Source organism: Streptomyces sp. NBC_01428, assembly GCF_036231965.1.
GTDB lineage: Bacteria > Actinomycetota > Actinomycetes > Streptomycetales > Streptomycetaceae > Streptomyces.
Map to the genome: position 1 here is coordinate 3,988,407 of NZ_CP109499.1, position 16,264 is coordinate 4,004,670.

Annotated in this window: 26 protein-coding genes; all 26 read right to left on the reverse strand. The window is 64.5% G+C overall.

Translation table 11 applies throughout. The features are described 5' to 3' along the window. Positions 1-297: 297 nt before the first annotated feature. A complete protein-coding gene (gene map / locus OG406_RS17160; RefSeq protein WP_081218900.1) occupies positions 298-1,137 on the reverse strand; it encodes a type I methionyl aminopeptidase in 840 nt (279 codons plus the stop codon). Positions 1,138-1,375: 238 nt separating this feature from the next. Beyond that, a complete protein-coding gene (locus tag OG406_RS17165; protein ID WP_266847457.1) occupies positions 1,376-2,032 on the reverse strand; it encodes an adenylate kinase in 657 nt (218 codons plus the stop codon). After that, a complete protein-coding gene (gene secY / locus OG406_RS17170; protein ID WP_329186518.1) occupies positions 2,032-3,345 on the reverse strand; it encodes a preprotein translocase subunit SecY in 1,314 nt (437 codons plus the stop codon). The genes OG406_RS17165 and secY overlap by 1 nt, the downstream gene beginning before the upstream one ends. Positions 3,346-4,435: 1,090 nt before the next feature. After that, positions 4,436-5,131, reverse strand: coding sequence for a hypothetical protein (locus OG406_RS17175; RefSeq protein ID WP_329186519.1), 696 nt, complete (start codon positions 5,129-5,131; stop codon positions 4,436-4,438). 304 nt (positions 5,132-5,435) lie between these two features. Continuing rightward, the gene (locus OG406_RS17180) at positions 5,436-5,864 is read right to left on the reverse strand and encodes a hypothetical protein (RefSeq protein ID WP_329186520.1); all 429 of its coding nucleotides are present in this window, start codon (positions 5,862-5,864) and stop codon (positions 5,436-5,438) included. Between the two features lie 410 nt (positions 5,865-6,274). Next, the gene (gene rplO, locus OG406_RS17185) at positions 6,275-6,730 is read right to left on the reverse strand and encodes a 50S ribosomal protein L15 (RefSeq protein WP_081218897.1); all 456 of its coding nucleotides are present in this window, start codon (positions 6,728-6,730) and stop codon (positions 6,275-6,277) included. Positions 6,731-6,733: 3 nt separating this feature from the next. Then, a complete protein-coding gene (gene rpmD / locus OG406_RS17190; protein WP_055553514.1) occupies positions 6,734-6,916 on the reverse strand; it encodes a 50S ribosomal protein L30 in 183 nt (60 codons plus the stop codon). Next, positions 6,916-7,521 carry a 30S ribosomal protein S5 gene (gene rpsE, locus OG406_RS17195; protein WP_037694140.1) on the reverse strand — a complete coding sequence of 202 codons (606 nt, stop codon included), beginning with the start codon at positions 7,519-7,521 and terminating at the stop codon, positions 6,916-6,918. Before rpsE ends, rpmD begins: the two co-directional genes overlap by 1 nt. A gap of 41 nt (positions 7,522-7,562) precedes the next feature. Continuing rightward, a complete protein-coding gene (gene rplR, locus OG406_RS17200) occupies positions 7,563-7,946 on the reverse strand; it encodes a 50S ribosomal protein L18 (RefSeq protein ID WP_081218896.1) in 384 nt (127 codons plus the stop codon). 3 nt (positions 7,947-7,949) lie between these two features. After that, positions 7,950-8,489: a 50S ribosomal protein L6 gene (gene rplF / locus OG406_RS17205; RefSeq protein WP_081218895.1), complete on the reverse strand. Its 540-nt coding sequence runs from the start codon at positions 8,487-8,489 to the stop codon at positions 7,950-7,952. A 24-nt stretch (positions 8,490-8,513) separates the two neighbouring features. Next, positions 8,514-8,912: a 30S ribosomal protein S8 gene (rpsH, locus tag OG406_RS17210; protein WP_081218894.1), complete on the reverse strand. Its 399-nt coding sequence runs from the start codon at positions 8,910-8,912 to the stop codon at positions 8,514-8,516. A gap of 210 nt (positions 8,913-9,122) precedes the next feature. Beyond that, positions 9,123-9,308: a type Z 30S ribosomal protein S14 gene (locus OG406_RS17215; protein WP_003948630.1), complete on the reverse strand. Its 186-nt coding sequence runs from the start codon at positions 9,306-9,308 to the stop codon at positions 9,123-9,125. Between the two features lie 5 nt (positions 9,309-9,313). Further along, positions 9,314-9,871 carry a 50S ribosomal protein L5 gene (gene rplE, locus OG406_RS17220; RefSeq protein WP_081218893.1) on the reverse strand — a complete coding sequence of 186 codons (558 nt, stop codon included), beginning with the start codon at positions 9,869-9,871 and terminating at the stop codon, positions 9,314-9,316. Next, a complete protein-coding gene (gene rplX, locus OG406_RS17225) occupies positions 9,871-10,194 on the reverse strand; it encodes a 50S ribosomal protein L24 (RefSeq protein ID WP_081218892.1) in 324 nt (107 codons plus the stop codon). The genes rplE and rplX overlap by 1 nt, the downstream gene beginning before the upstream one ends. A 2-nt stretch (positions 10,195-10,196) precedes the next feature. Continuing rightward, entirely contained in the window at positions 10,197-10,565 is a 369-nt protein-coding gene (gene rplN, locus OG406_RS17230; protein ID WP_003992364.1) for a 50S ribosomal protein L14, read from the reverse strand. Positions 10,566-10,668: 103 nt separating this feature from the next. Further along, complete coding sequence (gene rpsQ, locus OG406_RS17235) at positions 10,669-10,953, reverse strand: 30S ribosomal protein S17 (protein ID WP_081218891.1); 285 nt, start codon at positions 10,951-10,953, stop codon at positions 10,669-10,671. Continuing rightward, positions 10,953-11,177, reverse strand: a complete 225-nt coding sequence (rpmC, locus tag OG406_RS17240; protein ID WP_003998824.1) for a 50S ribosomal protein L29 — start codon at positions 11,175-11,177, stop codon at positions 10,953-10,955. Before rpmC ends, rpsQ begins: the two co-directional genes overlap by 1 nt. Then, positions 11,177-11,596 carry a 50S ribosomal protein L16 gene (rplP, locus tag OG406_RS17245; RefSeq protein ID WP_010986348.1) on the reverse strand — a complete coding sequence of 140 codons (420 nt, stop codon included), beginning with the start codon at positions 11,594-11,596 and terminating at the stop codon, positions 11,177-11,179. Before rplP ends, rpmC begins: the two co-directional genes overlap by 1 nt. A 5-nt stretch (positions 11,597-11,601) precedes the next feature. Next, a complete protein-coding gene (gene rpsC, locus OG406_RS17250) occupies positions 11,602-12,438 on the reverse strand; it encodes a 30S ribosomal protein S3 (protein WP_081218890.1) in 837 nt (278 codons plus the stop codon). Further along, the gene (rplV, locus tag OG406_RS17255) at positions 12,438-12,785 is read right to left on the reverse strand and encodes a 50S ribosomal protein L22 (RefSeq protein ID WP_006604878.1); all 348 of its coding nucleotides are present in this window, start codon (positions 12,783-12,785) and stop codon (positions 12,438-12,440) included. The genes rpsC and rplV overlap by 1 nt, the downstream gene beginning before the upstream one ends. Before the next feature lie 42 nt (positions 12,786-12,827). Then, positions 12,828-13,109 (reverse strand): 30S ribosomal protein S19, encoded by a 282-nt coding sequence (gene rpsS, locus OG406_RS17260; RefSeq protein ID WP_024755409.1) that lies wholly within the window; start codon positions 13,107-13,109, stop codon positions 12,828-12,830. 12 nt (positions 13,110-13,121) lie between these two features. Beyond that, positions 13,122-13,958, reverse strand: a complete 837-nt coding sequence (gene rplB / locus OG406_RS17265; protein WP_081218889.1) for a 50S ribosomal protein L2 — start codon at positions 13,956-13,958, stop codon at positions 13,122-13,124. A 39-nt stretch (positions 13,959-13,997) separates the two neighbouring features. Next, the gene (gene rplW / locus OG406_RS17270; RefSeq protein ID WP_189190335.1) at positions 13,998-14,414 is read right to left on the reverse strand and encodes a 50S ribosomal protein L23; all 417 of its coding nucleotides are present in this window, start codon (positions 14,412-14,414) and stop codon (positions 13,998-14,000) included. Next, positions 14,414-15,070, reverse strand: coding sequence for a 50S ribosomal protein L4 (rplD, locus tag OG406_RS17275; protein WP_164373152.1), 657 nt, complete (start codon positions 15,068-15,070; stop codon positions 14,414-14,416). Before rplD ends, rplW begins: the two co-directional genes overlap by 1 nt. Positions 15,071-15,074: 4 nt before the next feature. Continuing rightward, positions 15,075-15,719: a 50S ribosomal protein L3 gene (gene rplC, locus OG406_RS17280; RefSeq protein ID WP_081218886.1), complete on the reverse strand. Its 645-nt coding sequence runs from the start codon at positions 15,717-15,719 to the stop codon at positions 15,075-15,077. Positions 15,720-15,736: 17 nt separating this feature from the next. Next, positions 15,737-16,045 carry a 30S ribosomal protein S10 gene (gene rpsJ, locus OG406_RS17285; protein ID WP_003948644.1) on the reverse strand — a complete coding sequence of 103 codons (309 nt, stop codon included), beginning with the start codon at positions 16,043-16,045 and terminating at the stop codon, positions 15,737-15,739. Positions 16,046-16,264: the final 219 nt, after the last annotated feature.

Here is a 16,264-nt window from a genome sequence, read left to right on the forward strand (position 1 = left end):
CGAGCCGCATGCAGACATGCGGGTGCACGAGAGCCGACGAGTCAGTCTACGTCAGGGCCCCCGGAAAGACGAATTCGTCTCCGGCGTTCTCCGCCTTCTCATGACGATGCCCCACCCGTCGACGTGGTATGCGCGAGGAGCGGGGCGGACCGGCTAGCACACGGTCGGCTGGAAGGGGCGGCGCGGAGGTGAGCCGAACGCCACAGTGACGAGGGAGACGCGAGGAGAGCCGAGGGGAGAAAGGGGAACGCGAGCAAGATCGTAAAGGATCTCCCCCGCGTTCCGCACGCGGTCGTCTCAGCCGGCCAGGGGGTCCGGAGCCGTCGTGATCCCGAACTCGGCGAGCTTCGCCTTGCCGCCGTCGGGGGCCGTCAGGACCAGCGGACCGTCCTCGGTCAGCGCCACGGAGTGCTCCCAGTGCGAGGACCAGGTCCCGTCCGTGGTGATGACGGTCCAGTCGTCCTCCAGGACCTCGGTCCGCGGAGTGCCGAGCGACACCATCGGCTCGATCGCGAGGCAGAACCCGGGGACCAGCTTCGGACCCTTGCCACGCCTGCGCTCGACGTAGTTCAGCAGGTGCGGGTCCATGTGCATCTCGGTGCCGATGCCGTGGCCGCCGTAGTCCTCGACGATGCCGTACTTGCCGCCGCCCGGCTTCGGCTGCCGGCGGATGTACGTCTCGATGGCCCGGGAGACGTCCACCAGCCGGTTGCCCAGCTTCATGGCCGCGATGCCCGCCCACATCGACTCCTCGGTCACCCGGGAGAGTTCGACCACCTCAGGAGCGTGGCCGGAGCCCACGAACGCGGTGAACGCGGCGTCGCCGTGCCAGCCGTCGACGATCGCGCCGGCGTCGATGGAGATGATGTCGCCGTCCTTCAGGACGGTCTTGTCGTCCGGGATGCCGTGGACGACGACCTCGTTCACCGAGGTGCAGATCGTCGCGGGGAATCCGCCGTACCCGAGGAAGTTCGGCTTGGCCTCGTGCTCCGCCAGGACCTTGCGGGCGACCTCGTCCAGATCCCGGGTCGTCGCACCGGGCACGGCCGCCTCACGCGTGGCCGCATGGATGGCGGCGACGACCAGTCCCGCCTCACGCATCTTGGCGATCTGCTCGGGGGTCTTGATCTGCACCATGGTGGCTGCGGCCTTTCTGGACCGGGACGACGGACTGTCTCAACGACGGACTACCCCAACGATACGGGGAGCGGGCCCCGCCCCGCCCGGGGCCTTGGACCTCTCCCCCGCGGGGCTCATGGCCCGACCCCGTCGCGCACGTCGGCCGCGGCACCCTGAACGGGTACCGCGGCCGATGCGACGTACTGCTTCACGCGCCCGCGGTCAGCTGCACCGCGGAGCGGATCCCGCACGAGACCTAGGCGGCCTCGCGGGACAGCGCCTCCATGGCGCGTCCCGTGACCTCTTCCACCTTGCCGAGCGCGAGGATCGTGACGACCAGGCTCTGCGCCCGGTAGTAGTCGATGATCGGCTCGGTCTGCGTGTGGTAGACCTCCAGGCGCTTGCGGACGGTCTCCTCGGAGTCGTCGTCGCGCTGGTACAGCTCGCCGCCGCAGACGTCACAGACGCCCTCCTGCTTGGGCGCCTTGTACGACACGTGGAACACGTGCGACGAGTCGTTGCGGCAGATGCGACGGCCCGCGATACGGCGGACCACCTCGTCCTCGGGGACCTCCAGGTCCAGCACCGCGTCCAGCTTCATGCCCTCGGTGCTCAGCATCTCGTCGAGCGCCTCGGCCTGCGAGACGTTGCGCGGGAAGCCGTCGAGGAGGAAGCCGTTCTCCGCGTCGGGCTGCTCCATGCGGTCCTTGGCCATGGCGATGGTGACCTCGTCGGGTACCAGATCGCCCTTGTCCATGTAGGACTTCGCCAGCTTGCCCAGTTCCGTCTGCCGACTGATGTTGGCGCGGAACAGGTCGCCCGTGGAGATGTGCGGGATCCCCAGATTCTTGGCGAGGAACGCAGCCTGCGTTCCCTTCCCGGCACCGGGCGGCCCGACGAGGACGATTCGCATCAGCGGAGGAACCCTTCGTAATTGCGCTGCTGAAGCTGACTCTCGATCTGCTTCACCGTCTCGAGGCCGACACCCACGATGATCAGGATGCTTGTGCCACCGAACGGGAAGTTCTGGTTTGCCCCGAAACCAACCAACGCCACTGTCGGTACGAGAGCGATCAGCCCCAGATACAGCGAACCCGGCCAGGTGATCCGGTTGAGTACGTAACTGAGGTACTCAGCGGTCGGCCGGCCAGCCCGGATGCCCGGGATGAAGCCACCATACTTCTTCATGTTGTCGGCTACTTCCTCGGGGTTGAACGAGATCGCCACGTAGAAGAACGCGAAGAAAACGATCAGAAGGAAGTACATCGCGATGTAAATCGGGTGGTCACCCTTGGTCAGGTTGTTCGTGATCCACGTCTTCCACCCCGAATTGCCCTTCGAGAACTGGGCGATGAGGCTCGGGATGTAGAGCAGCGACGACGCGAAGATGACAGGGATCACACCTGCCTGGTTGACCTTCAACGGGATGTAGGTCGACGTGCCACCGTACGAACGGCGGCCGATCATGCGCTTCGCGTACTGGACCGGGATCCGTCGCTGCGCCTGCTCGACGAAGACCACCAGGCCGACCATGAACAGGCCCACCAGGATCACCGTGCCGAACTCGATCCAGCCGTCCGCCAGCTTGCCCTGGATCTTGACGGTCCACAGGGCGCTCGGGAAGGTCGCGGCGATCGAGATGAACATGAGGATCGACATGCCGTTGCCGATGCCGCGGTCGGTGATGAGCTCACCGAGCCACATGACGACGCAGGTACCGGCGGTCATCGTGATGACCATCGTGATCGTGGTGAAGATCGACTGGTTCGGCACGATCTGGTTGCCGACCGGGCAGGTACCGAACAGTGCGCCGCTACGAGCGGTGGCCACCAGGCCCGTGCCCTGCAGGATGGCGAGCGCGACCGTCAGATACCGCGTGTACTGCGTGATCTTCGCGGTGCCGGCCGAGCCCTCCTTCTTGAGGGCTTCCAGGCGCGGAATGACCACGGTCAGCAGCTGCAGGATGATGCTCGCCGTGATGTACGGCATGATCCCGAGCGCGAAGATGGTGATCTGCAGCAGTGCGCCGCCGCTGAACATGTTGATCAAGCTGAACAGCCCGCGGTTCGTCTCGGCTGCGTCCATGCACGTCTGGACGTTCTTGTAGTCCACGCCGGGGATCGGGATGTGCGTACCGACCCGGTAGACCACGATGATCCCGAGCGTGAAGAGCAGCTTCTTGCGCAGGTCGGGCGTCCTGAACGCCCGGGCGAACGCGGTGAGCACGGTGCCTCCTGCGACCCCCGCGCTTCTGCGCGGTAGGCGACGGTGTGAGTATCGGTAACTTGCAGGTAGGTCCTGCGCACGGGCTACTTCGCCTGTGACACAGCAACCTGCCATACCTTACCGGGGAGAGACACCCACCGGGGAACGACCGATCGACTCTACCGTCACCCCCTGCTCGCACTGCGCATGGTTCATCCCCTAAAGGATCACGAACGGCCCACCCGTGGGGCTCTGTCGTTCCCTCTACGCCTGGAGGGCGCCCGCAAGTCTGGAGGCGGACAGCGACATTGGCGCTTGCCCCACGGTCCCTGGCAACTTGAGGCTTCTGACTCGCCGCCGTGACGGGAAGCCAGTTCCCGTTTCGCCTGACCAAAGAGGTTACGACCCAAGCGAAGCGACGCGCGAAATCGTCACCAGGGCAGGGCGGTCAGCGGCGATTGTGGCGCGCACGGTCGCTGCTGCCCGTCACCCCGCGCCGTCCACAGCGTCTACCGCCTGACTATCCGCAGGGTGGCGCCCAGGATCAGGAGGCACACACTTACTGGACTTCCCCTGCGGTCGACTCCGGCCACATCCGCCCGCTGAAGGGCAGGCCGGCCATCGATCCCTCCCCTGCAGACCTGAGCTGGCCACTGCCACGGTCACGGACACGGGCGGCTTGCGCGCAACAGAGCTTCAGGAGTTGAGACCGGCACGAGGACCATCACCTCGACGTCGAAGGGCGTCTGGTAGCCGTCAGCCTTCAAAAACCAACGATCTGCGCAGGGTCGCGGGCTTGCCGCTGGCCACCTCCGCCAAGGCTCATTCACCACCCGTGGTCAGGGGCAGGCACTACTACGCGGCCCCACCCAGGCGCGAACTACAGCCGTCCGGTCACGCGACAGATCACCCGCAATGCGTCCACTGCAGGCTCGACGATCCCTGATATCGCATCGAGCCCCGCGAAGGGGACCTCTCAGCCTGCCCGCAAGCAAACGAACTGGAGATACGCCTTGCCACGGCAGCACTTGGGACATTGACTCAGTAATGACGGATGAGGTCCGCTACCACTACGGCTTCTGCGGGCTGAACCAGCGGCGCAGACGTCAGCTCAGCCATCCGCTCTGTCGATCACCCGAGTCGCATTCTTTTGCCAAACCTTCAAATTGCGACGCAATTCGGAGAGCTCTCCCTTCCTCTCCTCGATCACCTTCTCTTCATACGTAGATTGGATGCTGGAGGCTTCCGCTAGGTAGTCGACCTTCTTCTTGCACGCCATGTCTGCGGTCGCTGTTCTCTTTTCCGCCCGGCTCGGCACGCTCCCGCTCCATCGGGCGTCATCCCTGGCACGTTCGGGGGTCTCGTACTCGTATCCCATTTTCGACATACAGGATGACCAAGCGCGGACCATCCCGATGTATCTGAGATCCTTCTTGGTCGCGGATATGGCATCGAGACGGATGATCCCGACCTGCGCATCCCCCAGAGAGGTGGGGCTGGCTTTTTGTAGCTGTTTAAGCTCAACACCTCCACCTTCAAGCCGCTTAGGAACATTCGAATTCACGGTGAGGTCATCCGCGGCAACTGCGGTACACCCCCCCTTAGGTACCGATTCACCTTTGTACCTCTTGAGAGTTCCGTCGAGCAGACCTCGCTGCACTCCGGTAGTTTTCTTGTCCCAGCTGGAGTCCCTCGCCGGATCCGAACTCATGGCAGTGTTGTAACCGAGCTTGGCCGCTTGAGACATCGAAAAGACAAGAAACTCGGAGTGCTTGGGCCCTCTACCTCTCTCCTTGGGGGCAGGCATCGGATGATCCGGATAGCCAAGTCTCCGTAGGCACTGATTGGTGAGCAGTACTTCCGCACGATGCAACGTATACGTCAGTTCTGACGGGGGGAGATAGGTATCCAACGGTGTTGAGACGCTACTTGCATCCAGGGGGTTGCGAAGGCTCGGTACGTTCTCGTCAGAGGAACGTACCGCCTCACTCGAGCAGCCAGCAACGGCAACGGCAACCAGCGGCACGATAATCACAGTACGCTTACGCATTTTTACTTCCAAAAATGCCGGAGCGGCCAGCCCCATGGGGACTGGCCGCTCGTACGGATATTTAAGGGCATCCGAACTTCGAGTACGAAGAGAACTCGTCATTGAAGTTGGCGTATGCGCCGGCGAGGTTTCCGCCCCACCCCTTCGGGATGTCCATCTGAATCCCGCTCATGTCCTTGTTCCAGAACAGGCTGTACCCATCACAGGAAGTACCGGTCCCAGCGGTGTACGACGATATGGCGTCATTAATGTTTCCGCTGTGGTTGTACCAGTTGTTGTTCCCGTTGGTGAAATTCACGTCCGGCGAACCGAGGTCGAAATAACCATCGCTCGCATGGCGATCGTAAAGGCGGTACACGCACAGCTCAGTGCTTGCACAAGTGCCATTGCCGGAACCGGCCGCACTGGCCGAGGTCGCGAGACCCAGAACCGAAACAGCCCCCGTAGCCAGCGCGGCCGCAGTCGCGCCGAAAATGCGAGTCTTCCGCATTCAGATTCCCTTCTTTCCCGATAGAGGCAACAGTTGCCTGGATCAGTCGGACAGGGAAGAAGGCAAACTTTGGCCACCTACGGCGTTCGGTCAAATGCGCGCGCAGGCATACCCTCCCCCTGGAATTTCACCGTCAGCTAATGGCTGGTCTGACCAAACCGACGGCATCATGAAAATATTATTAAACCGATCATGCTGTCAAGTGACATCTATGGAAGCTCGGAGAAAGTCCGACTCGAACCAGAGCGTGAGGGCCGAGTAGCCTCACTGAAAGTCATGTCCATGTCAATCATAATCACCCAATCACCGACGTAAACTTCGAGATTGGACGCTAGGAACGACCAACCGGGGATGCCCCTTTTGTGGGGCATCCCCGGTCGGGATCGCTCATGTCATCGAGGTGTCTGAAATCAGACGAGCTCGGTGACCGTACCGCCCGCGGCGGTGATCTTCTCCTTGGCGGAACCGGAGACGGCGTCGACCGCCACCTGCAGCGCCACGGAGATCTCGCCCTGGCCGAGGACCTTGACGAGGCTGTTCTTGCGAACGGCACCCTTGGCGACGAGACCCTCGACGGTGACCTCGCCACCGTCCGGGTACAGCGCGCCCAGCTTGTCGAGGTTCACGACCTGGAACTCGGTCTTGAACGGGTTACGGAAGCCCTTGAGCTTCGGAAGGCGCATGTGGAGGGGCATCTGGCCACCCTCGAAACGCTCCGGAACCTGGTAACGAGCCTTCGTGCCCTTGGTACCACGACCAGCCGTCTTACCCTTCGACGCCTCACCACGACCAACACGGGTCTTGGCGGTCTTGGCGCCCGGGGCGGGACGGAGGTTGTGGATCTTGAGCGGGTTGTTCTCCGCCATGATCTAGTCGACCTCCTCGACCGTCACGAGGTGGCGGACGGTGTGAACCATTCCGCGGAACTCGGGGCGGTCCTCCTTGACGACCTGCGTGTTGATGCCCTTGAGACCAAGGGAGCGCAGGGTGTCACGGTGGTTCTGCTTGCTGCCGATGTACGACTTCGTCTGCGTGACCTTGAGGCGAGCCATTAGGCACCCGCCCCTGCACGCGCCCGAAGGAGAGCCGCGGGGGCGACGTCCTCGAGGGGCAGACCACGGCGAGCCGCGATCTCCTCGGGACGCTGCAGACCCTTGAGGGCCGCCACGGTCGCGTGCACGATGTTGATCGCGTTCGACGAGCCGAGCGACTTCGACAGGATGTCGTGCACGCCGGCGCACTCCAGGACAGCTCGCACCGGGCCACCGGCGATAACGCCGGTACCGGGGGAAGCAGGCTTGAGCAGGACGACGCCCGCAGCCTTCTCGCCCGTGATCGGGTGCGGGATGGTGCCCTGGATACGGGGGACCTTGAAGAAGTGCTTCTTGGCCTCTTCAACACCCTTGGCGATCGCGGCCGGCACCTCCTTGGCCTTGCCGTAACCGACACCGACGGTGCCGTCACCATCGCCCACCACGACCAGCGCGGTGAAGCTGAAGCGACGACCACCCTTCACAACCTTGGCGACGCGGTTGATCGCGACAACGCGCTCAACGTACGCGGTCTTTTCGGCAGCAGCTGCGCCGCCGTCACGGCCCTTCCGGTCCCGCCGCTCGCCGCCACCGGCACCGCCACCGCGGCGCTGGGGTCCAGCCATTGGAATTACCTCTCTCTGTTTCCGCTAGCTACGGAACCGACTCAGAACTTGAGTCCGGCTTCGCGGGCGGCGTCCGCCAGGGCGGCAATGCGCCCGGCGTACTGGTTTCCACCACGGTCGAATACGACAGCCTCGACACCGGCGGCCTTGGCGCGCTCGGCGACAAGAGCGCCGACCGACTTCGCCTGGGCCGACTTGTCGTTCTCGCCGCCGCGGATCGTCGTGTCCAGGGTCGACGCCGACGCCAGGGTGTGACCCTTAACGTCGTCGATGACCTGGGCCACGATGTGGCGGTTGGAACGCGTCACGACCAGGCGCGGACGCTCAGCCGTACCCGAGATGTGCTTACGGATCCGGATGTGACGACGCTTGATGGCAGCACGCTTGTAAGCGTCGCCCTTAGCAATCTTGACACCGTATGCCATGGCTTACTTACCCGCCTTTCCGACCTTGCGGCGGATGACTTCGCCTTCGTACTTGACACCCTTGGCCTTGTACGGGTCGGGCTTCCGCAGCTTGCGGATGTTGGCCGCAACCTCTCCGACCTTCTGCTTGTCGATGCCCTCGACCGAGAAGTGCGTCGGGTTCTCGACCTTGAACGAGATGCCCTCGGGCGCCTCGACCGTGATCGAGTGGCTGTAGCCGAGCGAGAACTCCAGGTTGGAGCCCTTCGCCAGGACGCGGTAACCGACACCGCTGATTTCGAGCTTCTTCACGTAACCCGTGGTCACGCCGGTGATCATGTTCGCCACCAGCGTGCGGGACAGGCCGTGGAGGGCCTTGTTCTGACGCTCGTCGTTCGGGCGGGTGACATTGAGAATGCCGTCCTCACCCTTGGCGACCTCGATCGGCGCCGCGACGGTGTGGGAGAGGGCGCCCTTGGGGCCCTTCACCTGGACCGTACGGCCGTCGATGGTGACGTCCACGCCGGCGGGAACCGTGATGGGGAGCTTGCCAATACGCGACATAGCTGTTTCCTCCGTTCCCTTCCGCTACCAGACGTAGGCGAGAACTTCTCCGCCTACGCCCTTCTTGCCGGCCTGCTGTCCAGTGAGGAGACCGTGCGACGTGGAGATGATCGCCACGCCGAGGCCACCGAGCACCTTGGGCAGGGAGGTGGACTTCGCGTACACACGCAGACCAGGCTTCGAGATCCGCTTGATGCCCGCAATGGAGCGCTCACGGTTCGGGCCGAACTTCAGCTCGAGGACGAGCTTCTTGCCGACCTCGGCGTCCTCGACCTTCCAGCCGGTGATGAAGCCCTCCTGCTGGAGGATCTCTGCGATGTGCGACTTGATCTTGCTGTGCGGCATCGCGACATCGTCGTGGTACGCCGAGTTCGCGTTACGCAGACGAGTAAGCATGTCTGCGATGGGATCAGTCATGGTCATGAATTGGCCTTCGGCCTCTCTCGCCGGGGTTTCCTGTATGCGCCATCCCTCTCCCCACTCAGTGGCGGGACGGGTGCGGTGCGGGGACCTACGGCGTAGTAAGTCGTACGGGCGTCAGGCGCCCAACCCTCCTAGCCTAAGGCATGGAGGGGTGGGCACCTGACAGAGCCCTTTACTTACCGAGAGCCCTGGAATCCCTTGTTACGGGGACTACCAGGAGCTCTTGGTCACGCCCGGCAGCTCGCCACGGTGAGCCATCTCACGAAGGCAGACGCGGCACAGGCCGAACTTGCGGTACACGGAGTGCGGACGACCGCAGCGCTGGCAGCGCGTGTAGCCACGCACACCGAACTTGGGCTTACGAGCAGCCTTGGCAATCAGAGCCTTCTTCGCCATCTCGCTTACGCCTCCTTGAAGGGGAAGCCGAGGTGACGGAGAAGGGCGCGGCCCTCAGCGTCGTTGGTCGCCGTGGTGACCACGGTGATGTCCATACCCCGGACGCGGTCGATCTTGTCCTGGTCGATCTCGTGGAACATGACCTGCTCCGTGAGACCGAAGGTGTAGTTGCCACGGCCGTCGAACTGCTTGGGGGACAGACCACGGAAGTCGCGGATGCGCGGAAGCGCGAGCGACAGGGTGCGGTCCAGGAACTCCCACATGCGGTCGCCACGGAGGGTGACGTGCGCACCGATCGGCTGACCCTCGCGCAGCTTGAACTGCGCGATGGACTTCCGGGCCTTGGTGATGGCCGGCTTCTGACCGGTGATGGTGGTCAGGTCACGGACGGCACCGTCCATGAGCTTCGAGTCACGGGCGGCGTCGCCGACACCCATGTTGACCACGATCTTGACGAGACCCGGGGTCTGCATGACGTTCTCGTAGGAGAACTCGTCCTGCAGCTTGCCCGCGATCTCCTCGCGGTACTTCGTCTTGAGACGCGGAGTGGTGGTGGTAGCCATCAGATGTCCTCACCCGTCCGCTTGGCAACGCGGATCTTGTTGCCCTCGTCGTCGAAGCGGTAACCGACGCGCGTGACGACCTTGTCGCCGTCCTTCTCAACGACCAGCTGGACGTTGGAGACGTGGACGGGCGCCTCGGTCGTGACGATGCCACCAGCCTGCGAACCCTTGGCGGTCGGGCCGGCCTTCGTGTGCTTCTTGACCCGGTTGACACCCTCGACCAGGACGCGCTCGTCGCGCGGGTAAGCGGCAATGACCTTGCCCTGCTTGCCCTTGTCCTTACCGGTGATGACCTGAACCAGGTCGCCCTTCTTGATCTTCATGCTTACAGCACCTCCGGCGCGAGCGAGATGATCTTCATGAACTTCTTCTCGCGCAGCTCACGGCCCACCGGGCCGAAGATACGGGTGCCGCGAGGGTCGCCGTCGTTCTTCAGAATGACGGCGGCGTTCTCGTCGAAACGGATGTACGAGCCGTCCGGACGGCGGCGCTCCTTGACGGTGCGAACGATGACCGCCTTGATGACGTCACCCTTCTTCACATTGCCGCCGGGGATCGCGTCCTTGACGGTGGCGACGATGACGTCACCGATGCCCGCGTAGCGGCGACCGGAGCCACCGAGCACACGGATGCAAAGGATTTCCTTCGCACCAGTGTTGTCGGCGACACGCAGTCGCGACTCCTGCTGGATCACGTCTATCTCCTGATTGTCTGCCGGTTCCCGGGGCGGGGTCCGCCTTTACGGCGACCCCGCCCCGAGCCTGGCGGAACCAACCTGAGGGATACCCCTCAGGTAATTACTTGGCCTTCTCGAGGATCTCGACGATGCGCCAGCGCTTCGTCGAGGACAGCGGCCGGGTCTCCATGAGGAGGACGCGGTCGCCGACGCCTGCGGCGTTCTGCTCGTCGTGGGCCTTGAGCTTGCTCGTACGGCGGATGACCTTGCCGTACAGGGCGTGCTTCACGCGGTCCTCGACAGCGACGACGACGGTCTTGTCCATCTTGTCGCTGACGACCAGACCCTCACGGGTCTTGCGGAAACCGCGGTCGGTCTTCTGCTCGGTCACGTTGCTCTCAGTCATCAGGCGCTCTCCACCGTCTCGATGCCCAGCTCGCGCTCACGCATCAGGGTGTAGATCCGCGCGATGTCCTTACGGACGGCCTTGAGCCGACCGTGGTTCTCGAGCTGACCGGTCGCCGCCTGGAAGCGGAGGTTGAACAGCTCTTCCTTGGCTTCGCGGAGCTTCGCAAGAAGCTCCTCGTCACCCAGTTCGCGCAGCTCGGACGCCTTGGTACCGGCCGACATCACGCTTCACCTGCCTCGCGCTTGACGATCCGGCACTTCATCGGCAGCTTGTGGGCTGCGCGAGTGAGGGCCTCACGGGCGATCTTCTCGTTGGGGTAGGACAGTTCGAACATGACCCGGCCCGGGTGCACGTTCGCGATCCACCACTCGGGCGAACCCTTACCGGAACCCATGCGGGTCTCGGCAGGCTTCTTCGTGAGCGGGCGGTCCGGGTAGATGTTGATCCAGACCTTGCCGCCACGCTTGATGTGGCGGGTCATCGCGATACGAGCGGCCTCGATCTGGCGGTTCGTCACGTACGCCGGCGTGAGGGCCTGAATGCCGTACTCGCCGAACGAAACCTGCGTACCGCCCTTGGCCTGACCACGGCGCTTCGGGTGGTGCTGCTTGCGGTGCTTGACCCTACGGGGGATCAGCATGTCGGTCAGGCCTCCGTTCCGGTGCTCTCAGCCGGAGCGGCAGCCGCCGGAGCCTCGGCCTTGGGGGCCTCGGCGGCGGGAGCCTGCTGCGGCTTACGACCGCGACCGCCACGCTCGCCACCGCGGCCACCACGGCCGGCCGGGCGGTCGTTGCCGCCACCACGGGCCGGGCGGTTGCCGGCACGGGCAGCAGCGTTCTCGGCGCGGACCTCGGCGATGTTCTTGACGTCGCCCTTGTAGATCCAGACCTTCACACCGATACGGCCGAAGGTCGTCTTGGCCTCGAAGAAGCCGTAGTCGACGTTCGCGCGGAGCGTGTGCAGGGGCACACGGCCCTCGCGGTAGAACTCCGAGCGGGACATCTCGGCGCCGCCGAGGCGGCCGCCGCACTGGATCTTGATGCCCTTGGCGCCGGCCTTCATCGTGCCCTGCATGCTCTTACGCATGGCGCGACGGAAGGAGACGCGGGAGGACAGCTGCTCGGCAACGGCCTGGGCAACCAGCTGAGCATCGGTCTCGGGGTTCTTGACCTCGAGGATGTTCAGCTGGACCTGCTTGCCCGTGAGCTTCTCGAGGTCACCGCGGATGCGGTCGGCCTCGGCGCCACGGCGGCCGATGACGATGCCAGGACGCGCGGTGTGGATGTCCACCCGCACGCGGTCACGGGTGCGCTCGATCTCAACCTTCGAGATACCGGCGCGCTCCATGCCGGACGACATCATCCGACGGATGGCGACGTCTTCCTTGACGTAGTCCTTGTACAGCTTGTCGGCGTACCAGCGGGACTTGAAGTCCGTGGTGATGCCGAGCCGGAACCCATGCGGGTTAACCTTCTGGCCCATTACCGGGTTCCTTCCTTGCTGCTGACGACCACGGTGATGTGGCTGGTCCGCTTGCGGATCCGGTAGGCACGGCCCTGGGCACGCGGCCGGAACCGCTTCAGGGTCGGACCCTCGTCGACGTAGGCCTCGGAGATGACGAGGCTGCCGGCGTCGGTGTGGTCGTAGTTGTGTGCGGCGTTGGCAATGGCGCTGTCAAGCACCTTGCCGACCGGCACGCTCGCGGCCTGCGGGGCGAAACGCAGGACCGCCTGAGCCTCCGTGGCATCCATGCCACGGATAAGGTCCACCACTCGGCGGGCCTTCATGGGCGTGACGCGGATGTACCGCGCCTGGGCCCTGGCTTCCATGGTTGTCCTTCCAGTGTCTGTCATGGTCGATTCCACCCCGCGTTAGCGGCGCTTCGACTTCCGGTCGTCCTTGACGTGACCCCGGAAGGTGCGCGTCGGCGAGAACTCGCCGAGCTTGTGGCCGACCATCGACTCGGTGACAAACACCGGGATGTGGGTCTTGCCGTTGTGCACCGCGATCGTGTGGCCGAGCATGGCCGGGATGATCATCGAGCGACGGGACCAGGTCTTGATGACGTTCTTGGTACCGGCTTCGTTCTGTACGTCCACCTTCTTTACAAGGTGTCCGTCGACGAAGGGTCCCTTCTTGAGACTGCGCGGCATCTAAACCCGCTCCTAGCGCTTCTTGTTCGTCTTGCGGCGGCGGACGATGTACTTGTTCGAAGCCTTCTTCGGCGAACGAGTACGACCCTCCTTCTGACCCCACGGGGAGACCGGGTGGCGACCACCGGAGGTCTTGCCCTCACCACCACCGTGCGGGTGGTCAACCGGGTTCATCGCCACACCGCGGACGGACGGGCGAACGCCCAGCCAGCGCTTACGGCCGGCCTTACCCCAGTTGATGTTGCTCTGCTCGGCGTTACCGACCTCGCCGACCGTGGCGCGGCAGCGCTGGTCGACCAGGCGGATCTCACCCGACGGCATGCGGAGGTGGGCCATGGTGCCCTCCTTCGCGAGCAGCTGCACCGAGGCACCGGCGGAGCGGGCGAACTTGGCGCCGCCACCGGGACGGATCTCGATCGCGTGGATCGTGGTACCGACCGGGATGTTGCGGAGCGCCAGGTTGTTGCCCGGCTTGATGTCGGCCCCGGGACCGTTCTCGACGCGGTCACCCTGCGACAGGTTGCGGGGGGCGAGGATGTAGCGCTTCTCGCCGTCCGCGTAGTGAAGCAGCGCGATGCGCGCGGTGCGGTTGGGGTCGTACTCGATGTGCGCGACCTTCGCCGGCACGCCGTCCTTGTCGTGACGACGGAAGTCGATCACTCGGTAGGCGCGCTTGTGTCCGCCACCCTGGTGGCGAACGGTCACACGACCGGCGTTGTTACGGCCGCCCTTGCTGTGCAGCGGGCGGACCAGCGACTTCTCCGGCGTGGACCGCGTGACCTCGACGAAGTCGGCGACGCTGGAGCCACGACGGCCCGGCGTAGTCGGCTTGTACTTGCGGATTCCCATTTCTCAGTCCTCGTCCGATATTCGGACCAGGGCGCTCCGTTAGGAGGCCTGGCCGAAGATGTCGATACGGTCGCCCTCAGCGAGGGTCACGATCGCGCGCTTGCTGTCAGCACGCTTGCCGAAGCCCGTCTTGGTGCGCTTGCGCTTGCCCTGACGGTTGATCGTGTTGACCCCGGTGACCTTGACCGAGAAGACCGCCTGGACGGCCTGCTTGATCTGGGTCTTGTTGGCCCGCGGGTCGACGACGAAGGTGTACTTGCCCTCGTCGAGCAGCGCGTAGCTCTTCTCCGAGACGACCGGCTTGAGGAGGACGTCACGGGGGTCCGTGAAGCTCTTGCTCAGCGGGGTCTCGACGGTGTTCTTGCCTTCGGCCTCGTGGCGCTTCGCCTTGGCGACGCGCGCGACCTTCTTGGCCTTGGCGGCCTTCGAGGCAATGCTCGGGTGACGCGTAGCCATCAGGCTTCGCTCCCTTCGGTGTCAGCGGCCTGGGGGCCAGACACGAAGGACTCGAAAGCGGCCTGGGTGAAGACCACGTCGTCCGAGACGAGAACGTCGTACGTGTTGAGCTGGCCCGGCTCCAGGATGTGGACCTGGGGCAGGTTGCGCGCGGAGAGCAGCGCGGCCTCGTCGGAGCGCTCGATGACCAGGAGCACGTTCTTGCGCTCGCTGACCTTGCCGAGGAAGCTCTTCGCGGCCTTGGTGGAGGGGTTCTCGCCCTCGATCACGCCGGTGATGACGTGGATGCGAGCGTTGCGGGCCCGGTCGGTGAGGGCGTGGCGCAGGGCCGCGGCCTTCATCTTCTTCGGGGTCCGCTGCGAGTAGTCACGCGGGGTGGGGCCGTGAACGACGCCACCGCCGGCGAACTGAGGCGCGCGGGTCGAGCCCTGACGGGCGCGGCCGGTGCCCTTCTGGCGGTAAGGCTTGCGGCCACCACCACGGACCTCGCCACGACGCTTGACCTTGTGCGTGCCCTGACGGGCCGCGGCCAGCTGCGCGACGACAACCTGGTGGAGCAGCGGGATGCTGATCTTCTCTACATCGAAGATCTCGGCCGGGAGCTCTACGGTCCCGGCGTTGTCGCCGGAGGGCGACAGAATGTCAATGGTGCTCATGTCCTCAGGCCCCCTTGGCCGCGGTACGGACCAGGACGAGGCCGCCGTTCGGACCAGGGATCGCTCCCTTGATGAGGAGCAGGCCCTTCTCCGCGTCAACGGCGTGAACGGTCAGGTTCTGGGTGGTGACCCGCTCGTTGCCCATGCGGCCCGCCATGCGGACGCCCTTGAACACACGGCCCGGGGTGGCACAGCCACCGATGGAGCCGGGAGAGCGGTGCTTGCGCTGGACACCGTGTCCGGCGCCGAGGCCCTTGAAGTTGTGACGCTTCATGACACCGGCGAAGCCCTTGCCCTTGCTCTTGCCGGTCACGTCCACCTTGAGGCCGGCCTCGAACACCTCAGCGGTGATCTCCTGGCCGAGGGTGTACTCGCTGGCGTCAGCGGTACGGATCTCGACGAGGTGGCGGCGGGGCGTGACGTCGGCCTTGGCGAAGTGACCCTTGAGGGGCTTGTTCACCTTGCGCGGGTCAATCTCGCCGAAGGCGATCTGGACCGACTCGTAGCCGTCGGAGTCATTCGTACGGACCTGGGTCACGACGTTCGGGCCGGCCTTGACGACGGTGACGGGAACAACACGGTTGTTCTCGTCCCACACCTGCGTCATGCCGAGCTTCTCGCCCAGGATTCCCTTGATCTGCTTAGCCATTCTCAGATCACCGATCCCTAGAGCTTGATCTCGATGTCGACACCGGCCGGAAGGTCGAGTCGCATCAGGGAGTCAACGGTCTTGGGCGTCGGGTCGAGGATGTCGATGAGGCGCTTGTGCGTGCGCATCTCGAAGTGCTCGCGCGAGTCCTTGTACTTGTGCGGCGACTTGATGACGCAGTACACGTTCTTCTCAGTGGGCAGCGGCACCGGGCCCGCGACCGACGCACCAGTGCGCGTCACCGTCTCGACGATCTTCTTCGCCGAGGAGTCGATGACCTCGTGGTCGTAGGCCTTGAGCCGGATGCGGATCTTCTGTCCCGCCATGGCTACTCAGTAGTCCTTTGTCTAGTGAAACGCTCTGGAACCCGGGGGTTCGCGTCCTGGTCTCCGACCCACGCGGTCGGGTGTGTCGCGCTCCTGCCGCACAGATATCCGTCAACGGATTTCCCTGCGAGGGACGCGGCTCGCCCGAAAGCAACCGCTGGACCGGGGGCTGAACACCCACCGGGCGCCTGGCCTGCACCCCGCTGACACTTCCCGGAA

Bases quoted from the DNA above. Each gene is read 5' to 3' on its own strand.
- rplO (WP_081218897.1), bottom strand. From the start codon at position 6,730: ATGGCGGAGAACAACCCGCTCAAGATCCACAACCTCCGTCCCGCCCCG.
- OG406_RS17215 (WP_003948630.1), bottom strand. From the start codon at position 9,308: ATGGCGAAGAAGGCTCTGATTGCCAAGGCTGCTCGTAAGCCCAAGTTC.
- rplR (WP_081218896.1), bottom strand. From the start codon at position 7,946: ATGGCATACGGTGTCAAGATTGCTAAGGGCGACGCTTACAAGCGTGCT.
- rpsE (WP_037694140.1), bottom strand. From the start codon at position 7,521: ATGGCTGGACCCCAGCGCCGCGGTGGCGGTGCCGGTGGCGGCGAGCGG.
- rplB (WP_081218889.1), bottom strand. From the start codon at position 13,958: ATGGGAATCCGCAAGTACAAGCCGACTACGCCGGGCCGTCGTGGCTCC.
- rpsH (WP_081218894.1), bottom strand. From the start codon at position 8,912: ATGACCATGACTGATCCCATCGCAGACATGCTTACTCGTCTGCGTAAC.
- rplE (WP_081218893.1), bottom strand. From the start codon at position 9,871: ATGGCTACCACCACCACTCCGCGTCTCAAGACGAAGTACCGCGAGGAG.
- rplW (WP_189190335.1), bottom strand. From the start codon at position 14,414: ATGGCTACGCGTCACCCGAGCATTGCCTCGAAGGCCGCCAAGGCCAAG.
- rplF (WP_081218895.1), bottom strand. From the start codon at position 8,489: ATGTCGCGTATTGGCAAGCTCCCCATCACGGTTCCCGCCGGCGTGGAC.
- rpsS (WP_024755409.1), bottom strand. From the start codon at position 13,109: ATGCCGCGCAGTCTCAAGAAGGGACCCTTCGTCGACGGACACCTTGTA.
- rpmD (WP_055553514.1), bottom strand. From the start codon at position 6,916: ATGGCTCGCCTCAAGGTCACGCAGACGAAGTCGTACATCGGCAGCAAG.
- rpsQ (WP_081218891.1), bottom strand. From the start codon at position 10,953: ATGACTGAGAGCAACGTGACCGAGCAGAAGACCGACCGCGGTTTCCGC.
- rplV (WP_006604878.1), bottom strand. From the start codon at position 12,785: ATGGAAGCCAGGGCCCAGGCGCGGTACATCCGCGTCACGCCCATGAAG.
- OG406_RS17165 (WP_266847457.1), bottom strand. From the start codon at position 2,032: ATGCGAATCGTCCTCGTCGGGCCGCCCGGTGCCGGGAAGGGAACGCAG.
- rplP (WP_010986348.1), bottom strand. From the start codon at position 11,596: ATGCTGATCCCCCGTAGGGTCAAGCACCGCAAGCAGCACCACCCGAAG.
- rpsC (WP_081218890.1), bottom strand. From the start codon at position 12,438: ATGGGCCAGAAGGTTAACCCGCATGGGTTCCGGCTCGGCATCACCACG.
- rpmC (WP_003998824.1), bottom strand. From the start codon at position 11,177: ATGTCGGCCGGTACCAAGGCGTCCGAGCTGCGCGAACTGGGTGACGAG.
- map (WP_081218900.1), bottom strand. From the start codon at position 1,137: ATGGTGCAGATCAAGACCCCCGAGCAGATCGCCAAGATGCGTGAGGCG.
- OG406_RS17175 (WP_329186519.1), bottom strand. From the start codon at position 5,131: ATGCCTGCCCCCAAGGAGAGAGGTAGAGGGCCCAAGCACTCCGAGTTT.
- rplC (WP_081218886.1), bottom strand. From the start codon at position 15,719: ATGGCTAAGCAGATCAAGGGAATCCTGGGCGAGAAGCTCGGCATGACG.
- rpsJ (WP_003948644.1), bottom strand. From the start codon at position 16,045: ATGGCGGGACAGAAGATCCGCATCCGGCTCAAGGCCTACGACCACGAG.
- rplD (WP_164373152.1), bottom strand. From the start codon at position 15,070: ATGAGCACCATTGACATTCTGTCGCCCTCCGGCGACAACGCCGGGACC.
- OG406_RS17180 (WP_329186520.1), bottom strand. From the start codon at position 5,864: ATGCGGAAGACTCGCATTTTCGGCGCGACTGCGGCCGCGCTGGCTACG.
- rplX (WP_081218892.1), bottom strand. From the start codon at position 10,194: ATGAAGATCAAGAAGGGCGACCTGGTTCAGGTCATCACCGGTAAGGAC.